This is a genomic window from Chryseobacterium paludis (assembly GCF_025403485.1).
GTDB lineage: Bacteria > Bacteroidota > Bacteroidia > Flavobacteriales > Weeksellaceae > Chryseobacterium > Chryseobacterium paludis.
This window is the reverse complement of record NZ_CP099966.1, coordinates 2,153,886-2,177,671: the sequence shown is the minus strand read 5'-3', so window position 1 is coordinate 2,177,671 and position 23,786 is coordinate 2,153,886. Positions and strand designations below refer to the sequence as shown.

Annotated in this window: 26 protein-coding genes; 17 read left to right on the top strand and 9 right to left on the bottom strand. The window is 33.5% G+C overall.

Annotated elements, in window-relative coordinates; all coding sequences use genetic code 11:
• Positions 1-29 precede the first annotated feature (29 nt).
• Both NG806_RS09650 and NG806_RS09645 read right to left on the bottom strand, forming a co-directional pair.
• On the bottom strand, positions 30-1,019 hold the full coding sequence (locus NG806_RS09650) for a hypothetical protein (protein WP_261512869.1): 990 nt from the start codon (positions 1,017-1,019) through the stop codon (positions 30-32).
• 352 nt (positions 1,020-1,371) lie between these two features.
• Positions 1,372-3,519 (bottom strand): endonuclease MutS2, encoded by a 2,148-nt coding sequence (locus NG806_RS09645; protein WP_261512868.1) that lies wholly within the window; start codon positions 3,517-3,519, stop codon positions 1,372-1,374.
• A 79-nt stretch (positions 3,520-3,598) separates the two neighbouring features.
• Here NG806_RS09645 and NG806_RS09640 point away from each other — a divergent pair, with 79 nt between their 5' ends.
• From NG806_RS09640 to NG806_RS09630, 3 genes are all read left to right on the top strand, one after another.
• On the top strand, positions 3,599-3,901 hold the full coding sequence (locus tag NG806_RS09640; RefSeq protein WP_261512867.1) for a hypothetical protein: 303 nt from the start codon (positions 3,599-3,601) through the stop codon (positions 3,899-3,901).
• A 6-nt stretch (positions 3,902-3,907) separates the two neighbouring features.
• Positions 3,908-4,411: a GNAT family N-acetyltransferase gene (locus tag NG806_RS09635; RefSeq protein WP_214826957.1), complete on the top strand. Its 504-nt coding sequence runs from the start codon at positions 3,908-3,910 to the stop codon at positions 4,409-4,411.
• 79 nt (positions 4,412-4,490) lie between these two features.
• Complete coding sequence (locus NG806_RS09630) at positions 4,491-5,132, top strand: uracil-DNA glycosylase (protein ID WP_261512866.1); 642 nt, start codon at positions 4,491-4,493, stop codon at positions 5,130-5,132.
• On the opposite strand, the gene NG806_RS09625 is transcribed toward NG806_RS09630, so the two are convergent.
• From NG806_RS09625 to NG806_RS09615, 3 genes are all read right to left on the bottom strand, one after another.
• Positions 5,119-5,616 (bottom strand): hypothetical protein, encoded by a 498-nt coding sequence (locus NG806_RS09625; RefSeq protein ID WP_261512865.1) that lies wholly within the window; start codon positions 5,614-5,616, stop codon positions 5,119-5,121. The genes NG806_RS09630 and NG806_RS09625 overlap by 14 nt on opposite strands.
• Before the next feature lie 11 nt (positions 5,617-5,627).
• Positions 5,628-6,119: a DUF456 domain-containing protein gene (locus tag NG806_RS09620; RefSeq protein ID WP_214826949.1), complete on the bottom strand. Its 492-nt coding sequence runs from the start codon at positions 6,117-6,119 to the stop codon at positions 5,628-5,630.
• Positions 6,120-6,194: 75 nt separating this feature from the next.
• Positions 6,195-7,382: a carboxypeptidase-like regulatory domain-containing protein gene (locus NG806_RS09615; protein ID WP_261512864.1), complete on the bottom strand. Its 1,188-nt coding sequence runs from the start codon at positions 7,380-7,382 to the stop codon at positions 6,195-6,197.
• A gap of 273 nt (positions 7,383-7,655) precedes the next feature.
• Here NG806_RS09615 and NG806_RS09610 point away from each other — a divergent pair, with 273 nt between their 5' ends.
• The 10 genes from NG806_RS09610 (at position 7,656) to NG806_RS09565 (ending at position 17,380) form a co-directional block, all read left to right on the top strand.
• Entirely contained in the window at positions 7,656-8,918 is a 1,263-nt protein-coding gene (locus tag NG806_RS09610) for a mechanosensitive ion channel family protein (protein ID WP_261512863.1), read from the top strand.
• Between the two features lie 83 nt (positions 8,919-9,001).
• A complete protein-coding gene (locus NG806_RS09605) occupies positions 9,002-9,721 on the top strand; it encodes a pyridoxine 5'-phosphate synthase (RefSeq protein WP_261512861.1) in 720 nt (239 codons plus the stop codon).
• A 103-nt stretch (positions 9,722-9,824) separates the two neighbouring features.
• Entirely contained in the window at positions 9,825-10,604 is a 780-nt protein-coding gene (locus NG806_RS09600) for an alpha/beta fold hydrolase (protein WP_214826945.1), read from the top strand.
• Positions 10,605-10,716: 112 nt separating this feature from the next.
• Positions 10,717-10,986, top strand: a complete 270-nt coding sequence (locus NG806_RS09595; RefSeq protein ID WP_214826944.1) for a microviridin/marinostatin family tricyclic proteinase inhibitor — start codon at positions 10,717-10,719, stop codon at positions 10,984-10,986.
• A 43-nt stretch (positions 10,987-11,029) separates the two neighbouring features.
• Positions 11,030-11,227 (top strand): microviridin/marinostatin family tricyclic proteinase inhibitor, encoded by a 198-nt coding sequence (locus tag NG806_RS09590; RefSeq protein ID WP_214826943.1) that lies wholly within the window; start codon positions 11,030-11,032, stop codon positions 11,225-11,227.
• Positions 11,228-11,318: 91 nt separating this feature from the next.
• Positions 11,319-12,278, top strand: coding sequence for an MvdC/MvdD family ATP grasp protein (locus tag NG806_RS09585; protein ID WP_261512859.1), 960 nt, complete (start codon positions 11,319-11,321; stop codon positions 12,276-12,278).
• The gene (locus NG806_RS09580) at positions 12,268-13,275 is read left to right on the top strand and encodes an MvdC/MvdD family ATP grasp protein (protein ID WP_214826936.1); all 1,008 of its coding nucleotides are present in this window, start codon (positions 12,268-12,270) and stop codon (positions 13,273-13,275) included. Before NG806_RS09585 ends, NG806_RS09580 begins: the two co-directional genes overlap by 11 nt.
• Before the next feature lie 210 nt (positions 13,276-13,485).
• Positions 13,486-14,499 (top strand): NAD-dependent epimerase/dehydratase family protein, encoded by a 1,014-nt coding sequence (locus NG806_RS09575; protein WP_214826934.1) that lies wholly within the window; start codon positions 13,486-13,488, stop codon positions 14,497-14,499.
• Positions 14,500-16,263: an AMP-dependent synthetase/ligase gene (locus NG806_RS09570; protein ID WP_261512857.1), complete on the top strand. Its 1,764-nt coding sequence runs from the start codon at positions 14,500-14,502 to the stop codon at positions 16,261-16,263.
• 58 nt (positions 16,264-16,321) lie between these two features.
• Positions 16,322-17,380, top strand: a complete 1,059-nt coding sequence (locus NG806_RS09565; RefSeq protein WP_214826930.1) for a diphosphomevalonate/mevalonate 3,5-bisphosphate decarboxylase family protein — start codon at positions 16,322-16,324, stop codon at positions 17,378-17,380.
• Between the two features lie 218 nt (positions 17,381-17,598).
• On the opposite strand, the gene NG806_RS09560 is transcribed toward NG806_RS09565, so the two are convergent.
• On the bottom strand, positions 17,599-18,681 hold the full coding sequence (locus NG806_RS09560) for an endonuclease/exonuclease/phosphatase family protein (RefSeq protein ID WP_261512856.1): 1,083 nt from the start codon (positions 18,679-18,681) through the stop codon (positions 17,599-17,601).
• Positions 18,682-18,813: 132 nt separating this feature from the next.
• Between NG806_RS09560 and NG806_RS09555 the strand changes: the two genes are divergently transcribed.
• On the top strand, positions 18,814-19,263 hold the full coding sequence (locus tag NG806_RS09555; protein WP_261512855.1) for a nuclear transport factor 2 family protein: 450 nt from the start codon (positions 18,814-18,816) through the stop codon (positions 19,261-19,263).
• Between the two features lie 7 nt (positions 19,264-19,270).
• The gene (gene gloA2, locus NG806_RS09550) at positions 19,271-19,648 is read left to right on the top strand and encodes an SMU1112c/YaeR family gloxylase I-like metalloprotein (RefSeq protein WP_261512854.1); all 378 of its coding nucleotides are present in this window, start codon (positions 19,271-19,273) and stop codon (positions 19,646-19,648) included.
• A gap of 3 nt (positions 19,649-19,651) precedes the next feature.
• Here gloA2 and NG806_RS09545 read toward each other — a convergent pair whose 3' ends face one another.
• Together NG806_RS09545 and NG806_RS09540 are read right to left on the bottom strand one after the other, a co-directional pair.
• On the bottom strand, positions 19,652-20,035 hold the full coding sequence (locus NG806_RS09545; protein WP_214826927.1) for a DUF1634 domain-containing protein: 384 nt from the start codon (positions 20,033-20,035) through the stop codon (positions 19,652-19,654).
• Positions 20,032-20,862 (bottom strand): sulfite exporter TauE/SafE family protein, encoded by an 831-nt coding sequence (locus tag NG806_RS09540; RefSeq protein ID WP_214826926.1) that lies wholly within the window; start codon positions 20,860-20,862, stop codon positions 20,032-20,034. The genes NG806_RS09545 and NG806_RS09540 overlap by 4 nt, the downstream gene beginning before the upstream one ends.
• An 87-nt stretch (positions 20,863-20,949) precedes the next feature.
• Between NG806_RS09540 and NG806_RS09535 the strand changes: the two genes are divergently transcribed.
• Both NG806_RS09535 and NG806_RS09530 read left to right on the top strand, forming a co-directional pair.
• Positions 20,950-21,498, top strand: coding sequence for a DUF1543 domain-containing protein (locus tag NG806_RS09535; protein WP_261512853.1), 549 nt, complete (start codon positions 20,950-20,952; stop codon positions 21,496-21,498).
• Positions 21,499-21,693: 195 nt separating this feature from the next.
• Positions 21,694-22,803 (top strand): 5-(carboxyamino)imidazole ribonucleotide synthase, encoded by a 1,110-nt coding sequence (locus NG806_RS09530; protein WP_261512852.1) that lies wholly within the window; start codon positions 21,694-21,696, stop codon positions 22,801-22,803.
• A 52-nt stretch (positions 22,804-22,855) separates the two neighbouring features.
• Here the strand turns inward: NG806_RS09530 and NG806_RS09525 are convergent, their stop codons facing one another.
• The gene (locus NG806_RS09525; protein WP_214826916.1) at positions 22,856-23,488 is read right to left on the bottom strand and encodes an HdeD family acid-resistance protein; all 633 of its coding nucleotides are present in this window, start codon (positions 23,486-23,488) and stop codon (positions 22,856-22,858) included.
• Positions 23,489-23,786: the final 298 nt, after the last annotated feature.

Here is a 23,786-nt window from a genome sequence, read left to right as displayed (position 1 = left end):
TTTAAAAAGACGGTTCAATATGCAGGACATTATCTTCTAATCCTATTAAAATCCAAAGTATAAAAATCGTTCAATAAAATTTTATCCAGCACGAACCCAGGATCTTTATAAATGTTCTTTTTATCAGCTTCTTCTACTAGAAAATTATTGGTTTCAATGATATTTTCGGTCTGTTCCTTCGCTTTTTTGTTTGCAACTATAAAGAATATAGATTTGAATCCCTTACCTGCAGGAAACATAGGGCCATCGCTGCTGATTCCTTTGTTTTCGGAAATTTTAGCATTTTCAAAAAGGGTTTTTCTGCCTTGTCCTTTTGAATCATCCATCAATAATAAGTCTTGATGTTTACTCACAAAGTCCCGTGGAAAAAGAAAGCTTAAAAATGGACTGGAGATTAGTTTACTAAAGAAAATACTTCCAAAAAATCTGGGTTCTGTTTCGGGATAAAACATGAAAACTTTCACATAAGTTAAATCTGCCCAGTTGTATGCTTTTAAGCCCAATAAACCGGCACAACCATTCGTAACAATACGAACTTCTTCAAGATGTTGGCCTTCATTCTTTAAAATCTCTTTAGGCATGACAGAAGTTACATAGTCTAAATCTTCCCCAAACTCTTTTTGATCTTCACTTTCAGATTTTATAAAATGAGATTTTCCAAAACCAATCCTATCCACTGCGATGATATGAAATATTTTATTGATTTCTTTATTCTTAAAATAGTCTAAAAAATATCCGGAATTCTTTCCACTGTCATGTATCAAGAAGAGGTAGGGCTTTTTCTTTCGCGTTTCCTGATTAGTGATTACATCATCATTGGCTTTATTAGTGAGATAATGAATACTGTATCCGCGTATGTTTATAGAGTCATAAACGGGAGCTTTCAGATTTTCTTTTTTAAAAATAGTATTGATATCTTCCTGTGAATAAGATGGATAGAAAAAATAGTATTTTCCCCATATAAACAGGATCCATACTAACAGAAAAGCAATTATTCCAAAGATGATTTTCTTAAACATTTTCTTTTAAAGATATAAAAAGTTGAATGAATATTGCTTTTGTTTTTCTTTATTGCAAAATAAAGGGAATTTTAATTTTATAAAATTTACTTGATATCCTATAATTGATGATTCAATATATTAGTATAATTTTTATTAAAATATTAAAAACTAATAAAATGTGCCAACCAATGTTCAGGTCTCAAGTATTACAGCAACTTCAGCCTAAAGGAGTGTATTTTATTGAATTCAAAGGAAAAGAAAATAATAATATCAGGTTAAAATTTATTAAGAAGTGAGAGAAAAGAGAAAAGAGAGTGCTTGAAGTACTCTCTTTTGTTTTTTATTAAATTTAATTTGTTGCTAAATAAGCTTAAATTCTCTCTAATTCATCGGCATTAATTGTGGTCTTAAAGGTTCCATAATTAACGATCACTTTATTTCTGGAAATTTTTTCTATAGTACCGACACTTGTACTTCCCGGAATACGGACCCGTTGTCCTATTTTCATCCATACGGCGCGGTCTACTTTACGTTTCTCCTCTATCTTTTCATTCGTTTCAGCGATCTTTTCAATAACATCTTCTTTTTTAAGCTGCTGGGTAATTTTTCTTTTTACCACTTGAAGACGTTTTGTTTCATCTTTATCAGCACCCACTTTTCGAAACTTTTCCTGCTCCAGGATCTTTACGAAATCTTTCACCACATCCTTTCGGGATTTACCTTTTACGTAACTATCAACAAAGGCCTCAATTTTATTTCCGAATTGAAGTTTGCGGTGTTCATCTTCATATAATTTTTGGAAATTGAAAAGCTTTTGCTGGAGCTGTTCGTTTAGTTTTTGCAGATTGTCACGCTTATCTTCAACTGATTCTTTTCTTTCCGCAAGGTCTGTTTTAAGTTTTTCAACCTCAAATTTTTCCTGCTGCAGTTTTACAATCGTCTTATCAAGATTTACAATATCATGTTCTACTTTTTTCTTTGCAGAATGAATGATAAATCTAGGGATCTTATTTTTTTCAGCAACCTCAAAAGTGAATGAGCTTCCCGCTTGTCCGACTTCTAATTTATACATTGGTTCCAGCGTTTCCTCATTAAACAACATCGCTGCATTTTCAGCATTGGGAAGCTGCTCTATAACCAATTTGATATTGGTATAGTGTGTTGTTATAATGGCAAAACTCTTTTTATCATAGAAAAACTCAAGGAAACTTTCTGCTAAAGCACCACCTAATTCCGGGTCAGAACCGGTTCCGAACTCATCGATCAATAAAAGAGTATTGGCATCAGACTCACGAATGATACCACCCATTTTCTTTAATCGGGATGAATACGTAGAAAGGTGATTTTCAATCGACTGATTATCTCCAATATCCGTCATGATCTTATCAAAGAAAAACATTTCAGATTTCGGATGAACAGGAACTAAAATTCCACTCTGAATCATTAATTGGAGTAATCCGACCGTTTTCAGCGTAATCGACTTTCCTCCCGCATTCGGTCCTGAAATACATATGATTCTGTTGTGTTCCGTTAAACTTAATGTCTGCGAGTGGATTATTTTGTTTTCTGCCTTATTTCTCAACCATAGCAAAGGATGGAAGGCCTCTCTTAATCTGAGTGTTTTATGGCGGTTGATCTTAGGTAAAACACCATTAATCATTTCTGAAAACTTAGCCTTCGCCCTCGTTAAGTCGAGATCAAAGATATATTTCTGATATCGCCAAAGCTGAGGTTGGAATTCTGCTAATTCAGCAGTCAGCTTTCTAAGGATCTTATCAATTTCTTTCTTCTCTTCCTCCTCATTTTCTTTAAGCTTAAAATAATGGGTTACCACACTATCCGGTTGAATATATGTGATAGAACCGGTTTTTGAAAGTCCTAAAACTCTTCCGGGAACTCTTTTTTTGTATGCTGATTTTACAGCTAAAACCCTTTGGTCTTCAATAATACTTTCTCGGATATCATCTAAAAAATCACTTTGGCCATAATTGAACAATACACGATTGAAATTTTCCTGAATTGCTTTTTTAGCTTGCTGAATTTCTGTTCGTAACGTTTTTAAAATAGGTGAAGCTTCACTTTTCACTTCCCCAAAACGATTGAAAACTTTATCAACCTTATCAATGATCTCTTTTTTAAATTCCAGAACAGAAGCATCTTCCATAAGATTAGGGAAGGTATCAGGCATGGTTGGAAAGAATTTTTGTAGCTTTCCTATTTGTTCCGTTAAAGTTTTTATTTTGATGAAAGCGCTGTTTTCCAGACGGTAATTTTCGATCAGCATTAATTTAAGCTCTACTTCAATATCTTCATATTCATCGAACGGAATAGCATTTGAACTTTCAAAACTAGAAAGATATTCTGAAGTTTTTTTCAAAGAAAGTTCTGCTTCGTCAATTTCCATCGGACGAAGGTGAAGGATTTTTTCTCTTGTTTTCGGAGAATACGCAAAAGGAGAAATTTCCGCGAGCAATTGCGGAAACTCTAATTCGTTTAAATCTTCTTTATTTATATACACACTGCAAATTTAGTGAGAAATTTGATTATTATGTATATTTGATTATTAAAGAGACCATTAATAATTTAAATACAAGACAGTGACAAAACTAATTATTAACCGTTCATCTGAATTTTCGAATGCTTTAAGATCTATAGGAATCTTTTTGGGAGATAAGAAAATAGGTGAGATTAAAGACGGAGAATCTAAAGAATTTGAAGTAATGCCAGGTATATATCAATTAAGAGCGCAAATAGATTGGTGCAGATCTAATGTAATCAACTTAGAAATCAATCTGGATGAGGTACTTCGATATAATTTAAGTGGTCGTAATCCTTTCTTATCTCTATTTTATGTTACGTTAGGGAAAGATCATTATTTAAAACTAAAGTCTATAAATTAAGCTGAGATGACCCTAGAAACCCAACGATTAATTTTAAAGGAGATTGATGAAACCTATGCTGAAGATATTCTAAAGATCAGAAGTAACGAGGTGATCAATAAATATGTTTTGAGAAATTCGCCTAAAACGAATTATGATGCATTGAATTTTATTTTAACGATTAAAAAAAATACTGAAAATAAGCAAACCCTTTATTTAGGTATTTCTTATAAAGATAAATCCAATCTTATCGGAACAATTTGCCTGTGGAATTTTTCTGAAGACCGAAAAGTAGCGGAAGTGGGTTATGAATTATTACCCGACTATCACAGAAAAGGAATAATGTCCGAAGCATTAGAAGCGGTTTTAGATTACGGTTTTAATGAATTAAATTTGCAGGAAATTTTAGCTATTACAAATAAGGATAATGAAAATTCAATTGGACTTCTTCTAAAACATCACTTTATTTTGGAGAGAGATAAGAAGGATGAAGGTTTTCCGGATAATATTATTTTTAACTTAAAGAAATAGTTAATCTATCATTTAGTATATACACCAGATGAAAATTGATTGTCAAATTAGTCCCTTTTCAAATTATTAAATCCAAACCATGACCTGGACAGAAATTTTAGCACCTATAAAAAGCACAGAATATTTTACTAATCTTTGGGGAAAAGTAAAGCAGGAGTATGCAACTACCAAAGTATTTCCACCTAAAAATCAAATTTTCAGGGCATTAGAAATCACACCTTTTGATGACATCGAAGTGGTGATTATCGGGCAGGATCCTTACCATAATGATCATCAGGCAAATGGTTTATGTTTTTCTGTTTCAGAACAGGTTGCAGCTCCACCATCTCTTAAGAATATCTTTATCGAACTGAAGGATGATCTGGGAATAGTAAGAACTTCAAAAGAATTAGATGATTGGGGGAAACAGGGCGTTTTGTTATTGAATGCAACATTAACCGTTCGCGCTCATACTCCCAATTCCCATAAAGATCTGGGTTGGGAGACCTTTACCAATTATATCATTAAAGAAATTTCTGATAAAAAAGAAAATGTAGTTTTTGTTTTGTGGGGAGCCTTTGCACAAAAAAAAGCCGAACTCATAGATCCGGCTAAGCATTTTATTTTGAAATCGGCACATCCATCGCCATTTTCTGTATACAGAGGATTTTTCGGAAGCAAACCTTTTTCAAAAATTAATGAATATCTTGTTTCGAAAGGTAAGAAGCCTATCTCATGGTAGGTTTTTCACCAGTCTTTTTAATCGTAATTCCTATTTTATATTTTCCCGGAAGTGCTTTTGCTCCACTTTGTGAAGTAGGATAAGGGGCAACATCATTTAATGAAATCGTATATCCGTTGAACTCCGCAGATTTAAAATAATTTCTTCCCGGATTTTCTGTTGTAGCTAAAGTCAAAGTAACCGGTCTTGTTGTCGTTCCCATTACCGTAATATTGGCGACTGCAACACCCGCCCAGATACAATTGACACCCTCTGGACAACGACTGTCTTCAGAAATATTAGTGAAAGTAACATTCATTTGGTATTCTTTAAGAAATCTGTTCTCTCCCTCATTGAAATAAATAATGTCTCCTTCTTTGTTCATCGTTTTTTCTTTTGTGCTGGGTGTACCAGACGATTTTGTAGGTGATTTAGTCTCTTTTTGAGCATTACAGTTCGTAAGAGCCAACATACCTAAACTGAATAAAATGGTTTTATATAACATGGTAATCTATTTTAAATGTAATCGAGCATATCTAATACTACTACCAAAAACATTGCCACACCTACAACAAAACTAAATCCCGTACCATATATAAATCCAATGAAAGCTCCTTTTGTGGATTTAAGGGCTTTATCCATATCTTTGCTGTCGTGAAGTAATTCCCCTATAAATACTCCGGCAAACATCCCTATTAAAAATCCCAATGGAATAGGAATAAACATCCCTACAATGGTACCAACTACTGAACCTATACTTCCCCATTTTGTTCCACCATATTTTTTATTGGTTTTAGCGGGAATTACATAGTTTAAAACCGCGGAGGCAGCAGTAAGGATTCCAAAAACCCAAATATAAAGCATTGGTAAATCGGCATCCGTTCCAAACTTATAAATCAACAAACCGCAAAGGCTTAATAAAAGGCCTGGTAAAATAGGGAGGAAAGTTCCCAGCATTCCTAATATTAATAAAACAAGACAGAGAATATTAATTAACGTTGTATCCATTCTTTAAAATTATATATGCAAGATAAAAAAAGGTGGCCTTAAAAAAGCCACCTTTTAATATAAGTTTAAGATTTTCTATAAGTTTAAGATTACATATTGTAGAATTACGCCGGCGTTTCCAATGTTACCTGAAGCATGATTATGGAAAGTTGTGTAATAAATATACCCACTTGTTGAAGATCCTGAGCATGGTCCTACTGTTGCACCTAATGCAACCAAATAAGGAACTAATACCTGAGGAACTGAAATACTGATCTGGATGTTTCCAGGAAGAGTAATACAAACCGTTACAAATGTTGAATTCGGAGCATTTCCTATCGGAGTAGTTGGTATTCCTGTTGCTGTAAAATGATTGGTTCTGATCATTAAAGCGTCATTTGATGAAGTTTCTTTAACTAAAACTTCCCAATAAGCAGGATCATAATTAGTTATTTTTTGCCACGCACCTAAGTCATAATCGATATTAAGTGTATTGAACCCCAAAGCTGTTGTAAGTCCCGTATTAGTTACCGTAGCGCCTAGTGTACCTGAACTTCCGATATTTTTAGAGCATAATTTTGTATCAGGAACAAATCCTCCAGGAAGAGAACAGTTATTGGTATTGGTTGTTCCACCCACTAAGTAGGCAACGTCCCAATCTGAAGCGTAGATACTTCCTCCGTTAGCAACAAAAGTTGCTAAATTAGTATCAATTACAGAATAAAGTCCCGGATTTGAAGAGTAACTATTCCTTGAACCACAGTTAAGAAATATAATATCATACTGTGCAATAGTAGTTAGGTTAGCAAGATCGGTATTGGTAATTTCGGTGGTGGTATAGCCTAAAGTCTGAATAATATCCTCGATTTTATCATACGTTCCTTTTACGTAAGCGATTTTTGCAACCTGATTCAGTTTGGTTTGACTGGCGTCGAGATTTAAAGTTTCATTATCTTTTACAGTTGTGTTAATTTCCGTACGGAAATTACTACCATTACCTGTTTGGATATGAATGGTGTGATTTCCAACCGGGGCTTCCAAGGTAAAGTTACCATCTGCATCTGAAGTAGTGTAATAGATTTTATACTTGTCATCAAAAGTAAAAACTGAAGCACCTCCAATAGGTTTTGTTCCATTTTGTGACATCACCTTTCCGGTAAGTTTTCCGGTTTTTACAGCTGTAGGGCCAACATTTTGGGGAGTCATCACAGGATCGTCTCCTCCTGCACAATTTGTTAAAAGTGTGAATACACACAATAAAATAAATAAGTAGTGTTTTCTCATATCTAATTGATTTTGATTGGGTTAGTTTTGATCAAATTTAATAAATAATTAAATATAAAATTATAAAATATGATAAATTTTCAGTATTATTTATTTTTAATTAAGTTTTTTGGTGAATTTTTTATTTATTAATCCAAGTTTAATGGGATTTAATAATCTTAAAAAAAATGATTTAAAATTTTTATTAAATATTAAAAAAGGAAATTATTTGGGATGAAAATTGATGGAAAGGTTTTAATTAAAATCAGCCTTAAATTTCATAAATTTGCTATAATGAAAGACGAGTTACAAGACACCAAAGATTTTTTACAGGATATTAGTGATCAGATCCACTATTTTGTAAGTGCTAATGTGCCCAATGACTTGGTGCTTACCTGCCAGATAATCCTTAAATTTTTATTTTTGGCTGGACTTGTTTATGTATTGGATTTTATTTTTAAAATTCTTGTTAATACTATATTTAAATATTTTTTTGACAAAGAGAAATATCCGGTTCTAAAATCAATTTATCAATCCCGAATTACCAATTCAATTGTTCACTTAGGAGCATTGAGTTTTGCAGAATATGCTTTGAAATCTGTTTTTTGGAGACATCCTAAAAGTTTTGAACTATTGGGATTGATCGTAAGTGTTTCTATTATTTTTGTCATTGCGGGAATGTTATTCAGAGCATTAACTGCCTTAAGGAATTATTTTGTGATCAAACAGGACTTTTATAAGATAATGGCTTTGAATGCTATTTCAGAGTCTGTAAAAATATTTGGTATTTTTATCCTTACTGTGGTAGGTATTTGTGTGATTTTTGGAATTAAAGGTGGGACAATATTAGGAAGTTTAGGAGCTATAACTGCTGTTTTGGTTCTCGTTTTCAGAGATACCATTTTAGGATTTGTTACAGGACTTCACGTGGCAACTTCTAAAAATATGAAAGTAGGAGATTGGATTGGTATCCCTAAATACAACATAGAAGGAAATATTGCAGATATCAGTCTCTTAACCACAAAAATCACAAATTTTGATAAGACAGTCTCTACAATTCCAACCTATGATCTGTTAACTACTGAGATAAAGAATCTTCAGATTATGTCAGAATCCAATACCCGAAGAATTAAAAAATCGATCTATTTCAATATCAATTCTTTTAAATTTTTAAGCGATGAGGAGATTGAACGGTTAAAGGATATTAATTTGATTTCTGAATATCTGGAAGGTAAAAGCGTAGAAATCAGAAAAGAAAAAGAGAAGCTTGCACATAAAGACAAAATTGTAAACGGAAGGCAATTAACCAATATTGGGGTTTTCAGATATTATGCACAAAAGTATATCGAAAATGATCCTGATATAGACAAAAAAGGAGTTATGATGGTTCGTCAGCTGGATATTACTCCGCATGGGCTTCCCCTGGAGGTTTATTGCTTCGCAAATGATTCCAAATGGGAACGTTTTGAACAGATTCAGGCAGATATCTTTGATCACCTTTTAGTCGCTTCAAAAGAATTTGATCTGCAGGTAATGCAGGTAACCGTAAAAGTTTAATTTAATAAGAGGTTAGACTTTAGATATTAGAAGCAACCTTATCTAACATCTAGGATCTGACATCTAACATCTACTTATAAAAAATGACAAAACTAAGCGTAAACATTAATAAAATTGCAACTTTAAGAAATGCAAGGGGAGGCGAAACACCAAGCGTTACAGAAGCAGCAATAAAAATTCAGGAGTTTGGAGGACAGGGAATTACCATTCATCCACGACCAGATGAGAGACATATTACAAGAAAAGATGTTTATGACCTGAAGCCTTTAGTAACCACAGAATTTAATATTGAAGGAAACCCACACCGTTCTTTTATCGATATGGTGCTGGAGGTGAAACCTGAACAGGTTACTCTTGTTCCGGATGCGGATGATGCTATAACTTCCAATGCGGGTTGGGACACCAAAAAGCATTTAGATTTTCTAAAAGAAATAATTGCTGAGTTTAAAAATGCAGGAGTTCGTACTTCAATTTTTCTAGATCCAAAACCTGAACTGGTGGAGTATGCTGCAAAAACAGGTGCTGACAGAATAGAGCTGTATACTGAAGCGTATGCAAAAGATTATCTTACAAATAAAGAACAAGCTATAAAGCCCTATCTTGAAACAGCAATTGCTGCTGGTGAATTCGGATTGGGTGTAAACGCAGGACACGATCTGAGTCTTGAAAATTTAAAATATTTTGCTGATACGATCCCTAATCTATTAGAAGTTTCTATCGGGCATGCTTTAGTTTCTGAAGCCCTGTATATGGGAATGGAGAATACGGTTCAGGCCTATCTGAAGAGATTAGCAAAGTGGTAAATTTAGATGTTGGATACCGGGTGTCAGATAGTAGACTTTAAATATAAAGTATACTGATCCTCTGGAATCTGTGGTCTGAAATTTAAAATCTTAAAAAAGAATTATGGAAATTTTACATTCAAAAATATTTGGCGAAGAAAAATCGTCTACACCTTTATTAGTATTCCATGGTTTGTTTGGAATGCTCGACAATTGGGGAAGTTTTGGAAAGGATCTGGGAGAATATCTTCCGGTTCATCTTTTGGATCTAAGAAATCATGGACGAAGTTTCCACTCAGAAAGTATGTCACATGATGACCTGGCAGATGATATTGCCAATTATATGGATCATTATGGAATAAAAAAAGCCCACGTTTTAGGACATTCTTTAGGTGGTAAAGCGGTAATGCAGTTTGCCATAAAATATCCGGAAAAAGTTGAAAAGTTAATTGTTGTTGATATTTCTCCAAAAGCATACCCTCCACATCATCAGGGAATTATTAAAGCTTTGGAAACTGTTGATTTCAATACAGTGGGATCAAGAAATGAAGTAGAAGCTGTATTAACTCAGTATATCCCAGAAAAATCGACCATTCAGTTTCTGGCTAAGAATCTGTATTGGGATGATAATAAAAAATTGAATTGGAGATTTAATCTTAAAACACTATCTGAAAAATATAATGAGTTTGTTTCCAATGCGATAAAATTTGGAGTTTTTGAAGGAGAGACATTGTTTATTGCCGGAGAAAAATCCAATTACATTCTTCCACAAGATGAATATGCAATTAAACAACAGTTTCCAAAGGCGAAAATTGTGACGGTTAAAAATGCAGCTCATTGGGTTCAGGCCGATAATCCTGTGGATTTTAGTATGGTTGTTAAAAAATTTTTAGGGTTGGATTAATTTGATACTCTGTCTTTTATGTTGTTAAAATTTTCTTAAAAGAGTGATTTATTTTTTTGAATGTGAAAATTTTGTACTTTAGATTTATCAAAAAAGTTAAAAATATTTACTTATGAAACCAAAAAAACTAAAAAAACCATTTTTTGCTTCTTTTCTAGAGAAACAAATTCAAGAGCCTGAGAAAGTAACCGGAGGCGGGGTTATTACTTCCATTAACGGAGATGTAATTACTATTCCTTCAAAAGATGACATTACTTCTGTTTTAGCAGATAATGTAACAACAGTAAGAAATGATAATGTTACATTGAAGTATCCTTCTGATAATGATGAAGGCGGACCTCTTCATCCTATAGATCCATCTTTACCGATCGATCATTTTTAATCAAATTTCAACAAAATATTAAGTCAAACCAAATTAAAACATTATGAAAAACAAGAGTTCAAAGAAAAAACCATTTTTCGCATCATTTCTTGAGAAACAATTAAAAGATCCTCAATCTGTAACAGGCGGTGGACCAGACATTACAATTCCAGAAAGAGATGTTGTTACAAAGCCAACTTTAGATATGGCTCATACAATGAAATATCCATCTGATGGGGATGATGATGCTCCAACAGTATAATGAATTGTTTATATAATAGATAACAATATTTACAAATCATAATTAAAGGAAACTTACACTCTAAGTTTCCTTTTTTAATAAAAAGCAATAAATGATTCTTTGTATCACTCACTCCAATGATTTTTATAACATTGATATTTTCTTCGAATATCTTTCCTCTAAAAATATTCCATATTTCAGATTGAATTCAGATCATGTGAACCATCTTCAGGAAGTCAGTATTAACGAAAATTCATTTGAATTGACAGATGAGTATGGAAATACAGTCAGTTCCAATGATATTAAAGCGGTTTGGCACAGAAAAGGCTGGCGCATCAGTATTCCGGAAGAGTTGGATAATGATTATGTGAAAATTTTTGTAAATGAATATGGAAGTTTGCGATATAATCTTTACACAGCTTTAGAGCATGTCCCATGGATCAATCCCTTTGAAGAAGAAAAAAAAGTGGATGGAAATAAATTGTATCAACTGAAAATAGCAAAAAAGAATAATTTAACGGTTCCAAAAACATTGTTTTCGAATGATAAAGAAAAAATAACTGCTTTTTTCCATGAGCATTGTAATGGAAAAGCAGTCGCAAAACTTCATGGGGTCATTTCAAAATCGATGGGCGGAGAAGATTTACTTTCTACGACAATAATTGATGAAGATAATTTAGAATCAATTTCTGATATCGCTTACTGCCCTATGATTTTTCAGCCTTATATTGAAAAAGAATATGAATTAAGAATCATGTATGTGGATGGTGATTTTTTTACAGGAAAGATCAATAATAGTGAACATGCTGACTGGCGTGTCAATCAAGGAAATTATTTTTGGTCACCTTATGAATTGCCTGAAGATATTAAAGCTCATCTTTCCGGAATGATGAAAGAAATGGGACTTTATATGGGCGCCATTGATATGATAAAAGGGAGAGATGGAAATTATTATTTCCTTGAAGTAAACCCACAAGGAGAGTGGGGAATGTTACAAAAAGAATTAGATTTTCCTATTGCGGAAAGCATTGCCGATAACCTTATAAAAAGAATGAAAACCAATGAACAATAAAATTTTAATAATAACCCATACTGGAGATAATTTTTCAATTCTAAAAGTAACAGAATATATTGAAAAAAATGGCTTTGAGGTTATTCGTTTTGATGTAGATTTATATCCTCTACAAAATAAATTATCAACCACTTTCCAGGATGGAAAATGGATCAGCATTCTCGAAACTCCTACTGCTAAACATCGTTTAGATGATATTGCTGCTGTATGGTATAGAAGAGCCTATAATATGGGGGAGGGCCTGAAAGAAGAAATTGATGCTAAATTTTATGGTGCAGCAATGGGTGAAATTCGCACAACACTTTTTGGATTTTTAGAATCTATTGATGCGTACGCTTTGGGAAAACCAAGTGTCTACAGAAGATTAGACAGTAAGGAAGAACAGTTGAAAATTGCTGATAAAATCGGATTGAAAATTCCTGAAACCTGTATTACCAATAACCCTGATGAGGCAAGAAGCTTTATCCTTAAACACAAGAATGTGATAGGGAAGATGCAGGCTGGTTTTGCAATCTATGAAGATGGTGTAGAGAACGTGGTCTTTACGAATGTTATTGGAGAAGAGAAACTGGAAGAATTGGATACTTTACTCTATTGTCCGATGCAGTTTCAGACGAAAATCGAAAAGAAAAGAGAATTAAGAGTGACTGTTGTAGGCAGAGATGTATACGCTTTTGAGATCGATTCGCAACAATTTGAAGATGCAAAAGTAGACTGGAGAAAAGATGGTGTGAATCTTATCGATAAATGGGTGAGAACAGATCTTCCTAAAGATATTGAAACTAAAGTTCTCGAACTTCTGGATGTTTATAATGTTGATTACGGTGCATTGGATATTATTGTATCTCCTGATGATGAATATTATTTCATTGAAATTAATGGTGCTGGTGAGTTTTTCTGGTTGGATAATCTAACGGAAGAGAATCTTATTTCTAAAAGTATTGCTGATGTTTTGTGTGACAAGGCACCGAGAAGAAATAATATGGTTTTAGCTTAAAAAGTAAATTTTTATAAAGCCGGTTTTCCGTTACAATAACTATTCTAAGAATATATTTAAACTGATAATATTGATGAAATTAAGCTGAATTGTGCTTTAAAAATCGCAAATTTGCAAAAGTATTTTTTCACATTTTTAGGATGCAGCTGAGAATTGCTGAATCAAAAATATTATCATAATTTAGTCAACAATCAAGTAGGAATATAATTGATGGTTTTTGTAACGGGAGCAACCGGAATTTTGGGCCGCGTAATTATTTTAGAACTTCTTAAGAGAGGTAAAAATGTACGAGGCGCCAAAAGACCCACAAGTAATTTAAACGAAGTAAGACATTCGTATCAGTTTTATACTGAAAATCCAGATGATTTTTTTAACAAGATCGAATGGATAGATGTTGATTTTGACGATATCAATTCACTGGAAAATGCTTTGAAAGGAGTAGATGAAGTGTATCACTGCGCCGCAAAAGTAAGTTTTCATCCACAAGATGGAAAGGAGATGTACCATACAAATATCAAAGGTACTGAACGTCTTTTATTTGCCTGTGAAGGTTCTCAGGTAACAAAATTTCTACATGTAAGCTCTGTGGCTGTTTTAGACGGCTTCAATGAAAAAGGAGAGCTTGACGAAGATTCTGATTTTAATCCAAAAATTGATCATCCTGCATACGCCATTTCTAAGCATTTATCAGAAATGGAAGTATGGAGAGCTTCAGCGGAAGGTTTAAATACGATCATCATCAATCCGGCTATTATCATAGGCAGTGGAAACTGGACTCAAAGCAGTGGTGAGCTTTTTTCAACTTTTGAGAAAAATAATTTTACATTTTCTGGTGGTTCATCATACGTTGATGTTCGGGACGTTGCCAGGATCTCTATAGAACTTATGGAGAATAACATTTTTGGTGAACGTTTTATCTTGGTCTCTGAAAATAAAAGATATGCAGAAGTAGGTAATTATATCCGTAAAAAACTAGGATTAAAAGACGCCCGGATTTTATCCCAAGCAGAGCTTAATGCCGGAAGAACAGCCAATATACTCTTTGGTTGGTTGATTCCTAAATTAAAGATGGTTACAAAATCTAATATTGAATCTATCACTTCATTCAACACCATTTCCAGTCAAAGAATTAAAGAAAAGTTGAATTATCAATTCATTCCCGTAAAAGATAGTATTGATTTTCATCTCAATAATTACATTAACGACAAAAAGCTGAATAAATAAATGAATCTTGCAGAGGCTATTATCAGTAAAAATATAGAAAAGCATCCTTTAAAGTCAGCAATTGGTTTTAAAAGTAAAGAGGTTTGGAAAGAACTTTGCTGGAAAAAATTCAGCGAAATGATTTTTAAAACTGCCAATGCGCTTAAAAATGCAGGAATCCAGGAAAATGATAAAGTGGCTATTTATTCAGACAATTCTGCTGAATGGATGATGTTTGATCTGGCTTCATTGTCTATCGGAGCCATTACGGTACCAATTTATTCTACCAACAATGCAGAACAGGCGGAATATATTATCAGGGATTCTCAGGCTAAAGCTGTTTTAGTAGGAGATCAGGCTCAGTATGATGCTTGTTTTGAACTGTTAAGTAAAGAGGATAATGATCTTCAGACCATTGTTGTCACTAAAAAAGCAGTCTGGATAAAAAAAGAAAATGCATCTTATTTGGAAGACTTTATTGCAAAGGCGTCTCCAAAATTGGAAATCTCTAAAAAGGAATATGAAGATGTAGCTACATTGATTTATACTTCCGGAACCACTGGAACTCCTAAAGGTGTAATGCTTACACACGGTAATTTTGTAAAGGCTTTTGATGCCCACTTTGAGTTTTTTAAGTTTAAAAATTTCGAAGAAGAACTTTCACTGGCATTTTTACCATTAAGCCACGTTTTTGAAAGAAGCTGGAGCTTACTTTCATTGTATGGAGGGGCAAGGGTTTATTTTTTAGAAGATCCTAAAAATATTGCTAAAGCCCTAGTGGAAATAAAGCCAACAATGATGTGTGCGGTTCCAAGATTTTTCCAGAAGATTTATGCTGGAGTAAATGATATGGCAGCAGAAAGCTCACCATTTAAGAAAAAGATCTTTAATTGGGCTTTAGAAGTTGGTAAACAAACAGCCGAATTAAGAAGAAATGATCATCCTGCTCCATTTGGATTGAAAATTAAAGAATCCATTGCCAATATGTTGGTCTTTAGTAAGATCAAAGAGAAAATGGGTGGACGATTATGGTTTTTACCTTGTGGCGGAGCTTCTTTATCTCCTGAAGTGACCCGATTCTTTGAATCTGTAGGAATCCATGTGACAGTAGGATATGGTCTTACTGAAACTACAGCTACGTTAACTCTTTTTCCCTTAACTCATTTTGAACATGCTACCAGTGGGAAACCCTTACCCGGAGTTGAGGTTCGAATTAGCGATAATGATGAAATTCAGGCCAGAGGAAATGGGATTATGAAAGGCTACTATAATAAACCTGAAGAAACGAAAGCGGTATTTACGGAAGATGGGTGGTTTAAAACCGGGGATGCTGGAAAATTTGATGATAACGGAAATCTGATCATTACAGATAGGATCAAGGATCTCATGAAAACTTCCAATGGGAAATATATTGCCCCACAACAGATTGAGAATTTGCTGACCAATAATAATTATATCCAGCAGATTGTATTGATTGCTGAAGGAAGACAGTTTGTTTCAGCCTTAATAGTTCCTAATTTTGAATTTTTAGAAGACTATATCAAGAAAAATAATATTCCATTTACCAGTTGGGAAGAAATTGTTAAAAAAGAAGAAATTATCGATCTTTATAAAAATAAAATAAAAGAACTACAGGAGCATCTGGCAGATTTCGAGAAGGTGAAAAAATTCACCCTTATGCCTGCAGAATTTGATATTAACACGGGGGAAATCACTCCTACTTTGAAGATCAAGAGAAATGTAGTTCTGAAGAGATATGAAGATATTATTGAGAAGATGTATTAGTAGGTAGCCACCATTCGATGATTTTTATTGAAATGATATGGCACATTTAAATTAAATTATGACAACACAAGAATTTCTAGGAAAAGAAAATTATACCATTCATTCGCAGATGGTTTCAGAAAGCTGTCCATCAAATATTGCACTGATTAAATATTGGGGGAAATATGCAAATCAGATTCCTGCAAACCCAAGTATCAGCTATACTCTTAATCATTGTAAAACAAATACGACCATAGAATTTCTGGCTGATGAAGCTTTCTCTGTACAAACTTTTTTGTCGGGAATTGAAGAAGTAAAGTTTGCTGAAAAAATAGAAAAATACTTTAAAAATATAGAACAATATTTACCTTGGATTTTAAAAGGAAAATATAGTATTAAAACAGAAAATACATTTCCACACAGCTCTGGTATTGCAAGTTCAGCTTCTGGGTTTGGAGCTATTGCAAAATGTCTGATGAAGCTGGAGGAAACTTTTTCAGGAAATATTTCTCAGGAAGACTCCCTACGAAAAGCATCATTTTTGGCAAGGTTGGGAAGTGGAAGTGCATGCAGAAGTCTGTACAATGGATTAGTGGTTTGGGGAGATTCTGATGAGGTTTCAGGAAGTTCAGATTTATTTGCTGTGCAATATCCAAATACTGAGGTTCACGAGATCTTTAAGGATTTCAATGACTGGGTTTTATTGATCCATGAAGGTCAGAAAAGTGTATCCTCAACAGTAGGGCATGGTTTGATGAATACAAATCCTTATGCCGAAAGAAGATTTCAAGAGGCCAGAGAAAACTTTATTCCGATGAAGGCAATACTTAAAAGTGGTAATCTTGAAAGCTTTATTAAATTAGTAGAACATGAAGCATTAACTCTTCATGCAATGATGATGATGAGTGATCCTGCATTTATTTTGATGAAGGCAGGAACTATGGAAGTAATTAACAAGATCTGGGATTTTAGAAAAGACACGAAACTACCATTATTCTTTACTTTGGATGCAGGGGCAAATGTCCACCTTCTATTTCCAAATGATGGTTCTGAAGAAAAAATAAAAAGTTTTATTGAAGCAGAGTTATTACAGCACACTCAAAAAAATGGGGTAGTGAAAGATATAATGAAATTTTAATGACATAAAAAATAATACAAACGGGCTTTAGCCCGTTTTTTTGTGAAGTTAAAGTGTTTTTTGGTTCGAATATCTTGGTTTCCAACCATAAAAAAGGGATAAATTCTGTTTTTTATGGATCCTTTTTGACACCAAAAAGTTCCGAAAATTCTTATCGTGTTTTGAATAGGTAATAATAAAATGTACGATCAATAGGAGCTATTCACTGAAAAAGCAAATTAATCTTCTGTAACCACAGCATCACGCTCGCCATCTTCTTTTTTTCCTTCCTGAATCATTTCTTCTGCTTCCGCTTTTTCTTCTAAAGTCGCATCTTCAATTCTTTCCTCCTGCCCGTCATTATGATGATCTATAAAAAACTCACAATAGACTGGTAAATGATCTGAGCCAAAATTTTCCAGGGTTTTAAGATCTTTAATAAAAATGTCTTCACTGTGAAACATTAAGTCGATCGGAAATCTTAATAAACGATATTTTGCATGAAAGGTAGAAACAAAGGCACGTCCGATTCTTGGATCGATAAGGTGACTGGTTTTTCTGAATAATATAGATGATTTTGACCAGGCAACATTATTGAAATCACCAACAACAATAACTGGAATTTTGATGTCTTTTACTCGTTTTGCAATACTTAAAAGATCACCATCTCTTTCTTTTGATGTTTCTTCTTCCGTAGGACTTGGCGGTGGTGGATGAACTCCAAAAAAAACAAAAGAAAAGCCATCTTCGGTTTCCAAGGATATTTCAATGCTTGGAATATCATCAGCAACGAAATAATGTGTTACAGCATTTTTGATTTTGATTTTAGAATAAAAATGCATCCCATAAGTGTTTTCTAAAGTCACTTTATGAGTGTAAGGATAATCTTTTTCGAGAATTCTTAATGCTTTCTCCCAACCACCATTGCTTTCCATAGTCATGAATATCTCCGGTTTGCTTTTTTCAATAAGTTCAACGAATCTATTGTAATCAGTGTTGAACTGATAAACATTGGCAGAAACAAAATGTATTTTTTGGGACGAATGATTATGTTGACGATGTTTTTTAACCTTATAGAGCGGAGTGTATTTTACAAGAATAGAACCATGATGAACAAATAGAATTAATAGGGCACTCTGGAAATACCAAAATTTTTCAGAAGACTCCAAGAAAAAGCCTAAAATGAAGGTAATAACAATAAAATATGTGATTTGAATTTTCCCAAATTCAGGAACCCGAAATATCCAATGCTGATTTTGAATTTTGGGTAATAATGTTAACAGGATCAGTAAACCAATTAAAATCAGGTAAGCACTCCACATATCTCTTAGAATAGGTTGATAAAAGTAGCTTATTTTTACAAGAATTCAAATTAAATTGGCTTTTTTTAGTTTAAATCAGGTTTGTTTAAAAGGTATTTTTCTTATTTTTAATCAATTAAACTATGAGAAAATATGATCAATAGAATATTTGTTATTGCTATGTTTTTTAGTTCTTTCTGTTTTGGGCAGGGATCTGAAAATAAGGACATTGAAAAACCTATCCGGGATCTTTTTTCAGCGATGAAAAATGCAGATCCAAATTTACTAAAATCAACTTTTGCTGAAACCGCAGTTCTACAGACTATCACAAAGGGTGGGGTTGTAAAAACAGATAGTATTAATGATTTTATATCTACGATCTCTAAAGCTTCAAAAGGTGACCTAGATGAGAGGATAATTGTAGAATCTATTCATGTTGATGGAGAACTGGCGAGTGTATTCACTCCATATCAGTTTTATTATAAAGGGAAATTTTCACATTGTGGAGCCAATAGTTTTCAATTGGTAAAACAGAATGATAAGTGGAAAATTCAGTATATTATTGATACAAGAAGGAAGGAGAATTGTGAAAATATCAAATAATTTAAAAATGAAAATTCACCATATAGCTATTATCGGCTCGAATTACGATGTTTCAAAGAAATTTTATACAGAGATTTTAGGATTGAATATGATACGCGAAGTATACCGTGAAGAAAGGAAGTCTTATAAATTGGATCTTGCTATTGGAGATCATTATGTCATAGAGCTTTTCTCATTTCCTGATCCGCCAAAAAGGCCATCACGCCCTGAATCATGTGGATTAAGGCATCTTGCGTTTTCTGTAGAGAACGTTAATGAGAAACGTCAGGAGCTCATTGAAAAAGGTCTCAATTGTGAGGGAATTCGTATTGATGAATTTACAGGGAAAGAATTTTTCTTTACCCAGGATCCGGACCAACTTCCTCTGGAATTTTATGAAATGTAAAATTTAGTGAGCATAACCTGTAAAGAAACTGATTGCCATAATGGCTAAAACAATAGATGAGATTACGACATAAACGTAATCTTTTTCTTTTAGATAACCTATCAATGCAAAAACAATTCTCATTAAAGGAGTGAAGATTAGCACAAGAATCCCAAGCTGGATAATAGCCATGCCTTCGCCTTTGCATAAAGAATCCCAAAGCTGACTCCATACTTTTTCTGAAGAAGATCCTGTTTCTAAAGAGGAATAGTTTTTAGGCATTTTAAAGCCTTCAAGGAATAATTTTATAAATCCTATAAGAGATATAATTACGGATAGAATAACCCCAAGTCTTAAAAGGTTTCCTACCGAACGGTTCAAATCAACATCTGTGAAATTCTTTCTCATCGGAAACTTTGATTTATACCGTTATACATCATATAAAGTGAAAGGATAGTAATTACAATAGCAAAAAATACTTTTAATTTTTTTGTTTTAGAAACCATTAATGTTTTAGATCCTATAAAACTTCCTACTACAACACCTACTAACACAGGAGCTACAATAACAGGGATAATTTCACCTCTCTGAAAATAAATTAAAGAACTGGCTACAGCAGTTACCCCAATCATAAAGTTACTGGTCGTAGTTGAAACTTTGAAAGGCAGTTTCATCATATTATCCATTGCCAATACTTTCAATGCACCTGAACCAATTCCTAAAAGCCCAGACATTGCACCGGCAAACATCATCATAAAAAATCCAGGAATAGTATTTCTCGCTGAATAATTTTTAATTACCCCTTTATCGGGGAAAGTTCCATACAACTTAAGTTTATCTTCTAAGCTTCCTTTTATCAAAGGTTCCTGATGATCAGGTTTTCCTTTAATATTAAGAATTACAGTAAGCAGAAGGATACTGGCGAAAATAATTCCGATGGTATTGGGATTAAGAATTCCTGAGACAAGAGCTCCAACGATGGCTCCGGCCGTAGTGGCAATTTCAAGGAACATTCCAATTCTCATATTGGTAAAACCTTCTTTAACGAAAGCTACAGCAGCTCCAGAGGAAGTACCTACTACAGATATTAAAGAAGCTCCGATTGCGTAATGCATAGGAACACCGAAACCCAGTGTCAACAAAGGGATAATGATAACTCCTCCTCCTAAACCGGTAAGCGAGCCTAACAGGCCGGCCGAAATTGCTCCAAGAAAGAGAATAATGATTTCTGACATGAATACAAATATAAAACTATTGCCGTTTTCTGCCAAACTTTCAAAAAGATAAATTTGACGTATTTTTGTGTGAATAAAAAAATGGAAATGAAATTATTCTATGTTATCCTTGGTGCTACACCTCCAGGAAGGAATATTGAACAGCACGATGTATTCTTTGGTATAGCAGAAAGTTTAAAAGACCTCGTTCCGGATATGAAGGATTTCTGGAAAGAGGCTGATGGTAAAATACATATCGACTGTCATCAGGAAGTGAAGTTTGCAGACGGATATGAAGTGAAAATTGTTGAAAAAAGAGACTCTGTTTCTGAAAATCAATTATACTTTATAAACCTGGGTGGATATAAAAAAGGCTTTTTCGAAGAGTTTCATGAGCAGCACCTGATGGTAGGACGATCAATGGGGGAGATTGTGAAAAGAGTAAAAGATACAGAGTTTTATAAGACAATGGGGTTTGAAGGTGCAGTAAGCCACGTTGATGATAAGCACGGAGTAGATATTGATGATATTTTTAATGTCAATGATATTCTTCCACAAAAAATGAAAGAAAAATATTCTATTGTTTTAGAGAAATCAGATACGGAAGATCAGAAAAATCCAATGGGACTGGGATATCTGAAAATAGATAAAGTATAACCTAATAAGAGGGCCGGCTTGAAAAGCCGGCCCTCTTATTTTAGAGTATATTTGAATAAAGTGAAAATTTAGGTAGTAGGATATAAAATTTTTATCTTTGCAAAGTCTTAAACAGACGAATATGTATCGTACTATTATCATTATAAATGGTGAACGATTATTAATACTTAATTGAATATATCTAATTAAAATAGAATGAAAATAGGAATTTTAGGAGGTGGACAACTCGGAAGAATGTTGATACAGAGTGCACTGAATTATGACGATGACTTTTATACTCTGGATCCTGCTTCTGATGCACCTTGTCACAATATTTCGAATTTTACACAGGGAAATTTCAATGATTATGAAACAGTCCTGAATTTTGGTAAGGATAAAGACGTTGTCACAATAGAAATTGAACATGTAAATGCTGAGGCATTGGCAGAGCTTGAAAACCAAGGGGTAAAAGTCGTTCCGAATTCTAAAATCATTAAAACCATTCAACAGAAAATCCTTCAGAAGGAATTTTATAAAGCTCACGATATTCCAAGTCCCGAATTTCAGGTGGTATGGAATAGTGATGAAAAAATTATGATGTCATTACCTTTTGTTCAGAAAATGAATACGGGTGGTTATGATGGAAAAGGTGTTCAGGTCATTAAAACAGAAGCAGATTATCAACATTTATGGAAAGAGGCATCTGTAATAGAAAGTCTTGTTGATATTGATAAAGAACTTTCTGTGATTGTTGCCAGAAATGAAAAAGGAGAGACCAAGACTTTTCCGGTTACAGAGATGGTTGCTGATCCGAAATTAAATCTGTTAGATTTTAATATTTGCCCGGTTTTTCTTAACGAGGATATTGAAAGGCAGATTAATCTGATCACTGAGAAATTTTTAAATGCTGTTAATTCTCCAGGACTTTTTGCTATAGAATTGTTCTTAGATAAGGATGGCAAAGTATGGGTAAATGAAACAGCACCAAGATTACATAATTCCGGACATCAAAGTCAGGAGGGAAATGCAAATTCACAATTTGAACAAATGTACCGGGTGGTTAAAAATTTACCTTTAGCAGATACGGATGCTTTTGGATATAGTGGGATGCTCAATCTGGTAGGAGCTGAAGGTTATGCTGGAAAAGTGATCTATGAAGGAATGGATGAGGTTTTAAAGCTTCCAAAAACCTATGTTCATCTTTATGGAAAAACAGAGACCAAATCAGGAAGGAAAATGGGACACATTAATGTGCTGGCTGACTCGAAAGAAGAACTGATGGAAAAGTTGATAATGATAAAAGGAATGGTAAAAGTGATTGCTTAACGATAAAGATAAAAGACTGCCGAAAAGCAGTCTTTTTTTATTTTAAGCTTCTTTATTTCATTCTGTCATTAATTTCATTTTGAAGCGATTCTATTTTTTCCTTCAATTCACTGCTGAGTTTGCTGGGGTAGTCTTTTATTTTCTTCAAATTGAATGCTAGGATTACGGAAGCAATTCCTACAAAAATGAAAGATAAACCAGTTAAAACAACTAGTGAGATACCAGAGAATATAGGGTTAGCCAAAAGCATAAAAGATAATATAATACCTAAAATACTAAAAATAGCCAGGTTTCCCCATTTAAGTACATGGGCATCTTTTAGGTCAAACGAAATTCCTAATAACTGAAAAGAACGGAACATAACGGTAAATCCTACTATAAAAGGAAGAACGCTCATTGAAATATGAGGATAGGAAACTAGATAGATTCCCATAATGAGGGAGAGTAGCCCTGTGACCAGATATAAGCCCCATCCATTTAAAAATTTGGCGTTATTAAGAGAGAAAAATATATCCGAAATTCCTGAGACGATAAACGATACACTGAAAAGAACGGATAATGCTAAATAAGTTTCAACGGGAGATGAAAATACATAAATTCCACAGACAATAAAGAGAATCCCTAAAATAAGTGGGATATACCAGTGTTTTACTGAGTTTCTAAATGATTTTAATAAATTGGGCATAATCTAAGTGTGTTTTTGTTGCCTACTTTGAAATACGGTGTTCGGCTGGTCCGTTTTTTAATTAGTTTAATTATTGATTCGTTGGTATAAAATGAAAGGCCAAAATTCATGATTTTCACCTGATCTAATTTAATGAAAATAAACTAAAAATAATAGCGTCAGCTGGTTGAAATTATATTATCAATATAGGTTAATTGATTGAAAATCTTCTGAATAATACATGAGGGAATAGGAATCGATAGATAGTCCCGAAAGAAAGATATCCCTTGAAAAGAACTGTAAATAAAAATCTAATTCA

Bases quoted from the DNA above. Each gene is read 5' to 3' on its own strand.
- NG806_RS09540 (WP_214826926.1), bottom strand. From the start codon at position 20,862: ATGTCAGAAATCATTATTCTCTTTCTTGGAGCAATTTCGGCCGGCCTG.
- NG806_RS09585 (WP_261512859.1), top strand. From the start codon at position 11,319: ATGATTCTTTGTATCACTCACTCCAATGATTTTTATAACATTGATATT.
- NG806_RS09565 (WP_214826930.1), top strand. From the start codon at position 16,322: ATGACAACACAAGAATTTCTAGGAAAAGAAAATTATACCATTCATTCG.
- NG806_RS09525 (WP_214826916.1), bottom strand. From the start codon at position 23,488: ATGCCCAATTTATTAAAATCATTTAGAAACTCAGTAAAACACTGGTAT.
- NG806_RS09610 (WP_261512863.1), top strand. From the start codon at position 7,656: ATGAAAGACGAGTTACAAGACACCAAAGATTTTTTACAGGATATTAGT.
- NG806_RS09625 (WP_261512865.1), bottom strand. From the start codon at position 5,616: ATGTTATATAAAACCATTTTATTCAGTTTAGGTATGTTGGCTCTTACG.
- NG806_RS09590 (WP_214826943.1), top strand. From the start codon at position 11,030: ATGAAAAACAAGAGTTCAAAGAAAAAACCATTTTTCGCATCATTTCTT.
- NG806_RS09535 (WP_261512853.1), top strand. From the start codon at position 20,950: ATGAAATTATTCTATGTTATCCTTGGTGCTACACCTCCAGGAAGGAAT.
- NG806_RS09630 (WP_261512866.1), top strand. From the start codon at position 4,491: ATGACCTGGACAGAAATTTTAGCACCTATAAAAAGCACAGAATATTTT.
- NG806_RS09605 (WP_261512861.1), top strand. From the start codon at position 9,002: ATGACAAAACTAAGCGTAAACATTAATAAAATTGCAACTTTAAGAAAT.
- NG806_RS09600 (WP_214826945.1), top strand. From the start codon at position 9,825: ATGGAAATTTTACATTCAAAAATATTTGGCGAAGAAAAATCGTCTACA.
- NG806_RS09545 (WP_214826927.1), bottom strand. From the start codon at position 20,035: ATGAGAAAGAATTTCACAGATGTTGATTTGAACCGTTCGGTAGGAAAC.
- NG806_RS09650 (WP_261512869.1), bottom strand. From the start codon at position 1,019: ATGTTTAAGAAAATCATCTTTGGAATAATTGCTTTTCTGTTAGTATGG.
- NG806_RS09530 (WP_261512852.1), top strand. From the start codon at position 21,694: ATGAAAATAGGAATTTTAGGAGGTGGACAACTCGGAAGAATGTTGATA.
- NG806_RS09595 (WP_214826944.1), top strand. From the start codon at position 10,717: ATGAAACCAAAAAAACTAAAAAAACCATTTTTTGCTTCTTTTCTAGAG.
- NG806_RS09555 (WP_261512855.1), top strand. From the start codon at position 18,814: ATGATCAATAGAATATTTGTTATTGCTATGTTTTTTAGTTCTTTCTGT.
- NG806_RS09620 (WP_214826949.1), bottom strand. From the start codon at position 6,119: ATGGATACAACGTTAATTAATATTCTCTGTCTTGTTTTATTAATATTA.
- NG806_RS09615 (WP_261512864.1), bottom strand. From the start codon at position 7,382: ATGAGAAAACACTACTTATTTATTTTATTGTGTGTATTCACACTTTTA.
- NG806_RS09635 (WP_214826957.1), top strand. From the start codon at position 3,908: ATGACCCTAGAAACCCAACGATTAATTTTAAAGGAGATTGATGAAACC.
- NG806_RS09575 (WP_214826934.1), top strand. From the start codon at position 13,486: ATGGTTTTTGTAACGGGAGCAACCGGAATTTTGGGCCGCGTAATTATT.
- NG806_RS09560 (WP_261512856.1), bottom strand. From the start codon at position 18,681: ATGTGGAGTGCTTACCTGATTTTAATTGGTTTACTGATCCTGTTAACA.
- NG806_RS09570 (WP_261512857.1), top strand. From the start codon at position 14,500: ATGAATCTTGCAGAGGCTATTATCAGTAAAAATATAGAAAAGCATCCT.
- NG806_RS09580 (WP_214826936.1), top strand. From the start codon at position 12,268: ATGAACAATAAAATTTTAATAATAACCCATACTGGAGATAATTTTTCA.
- gloA2 (WP_261512854.1), top strand. From the start codon at position 19,271: ATGAAAATTCACCATATAGCTATTATCGGCTCGAATTACGATGTTTCA.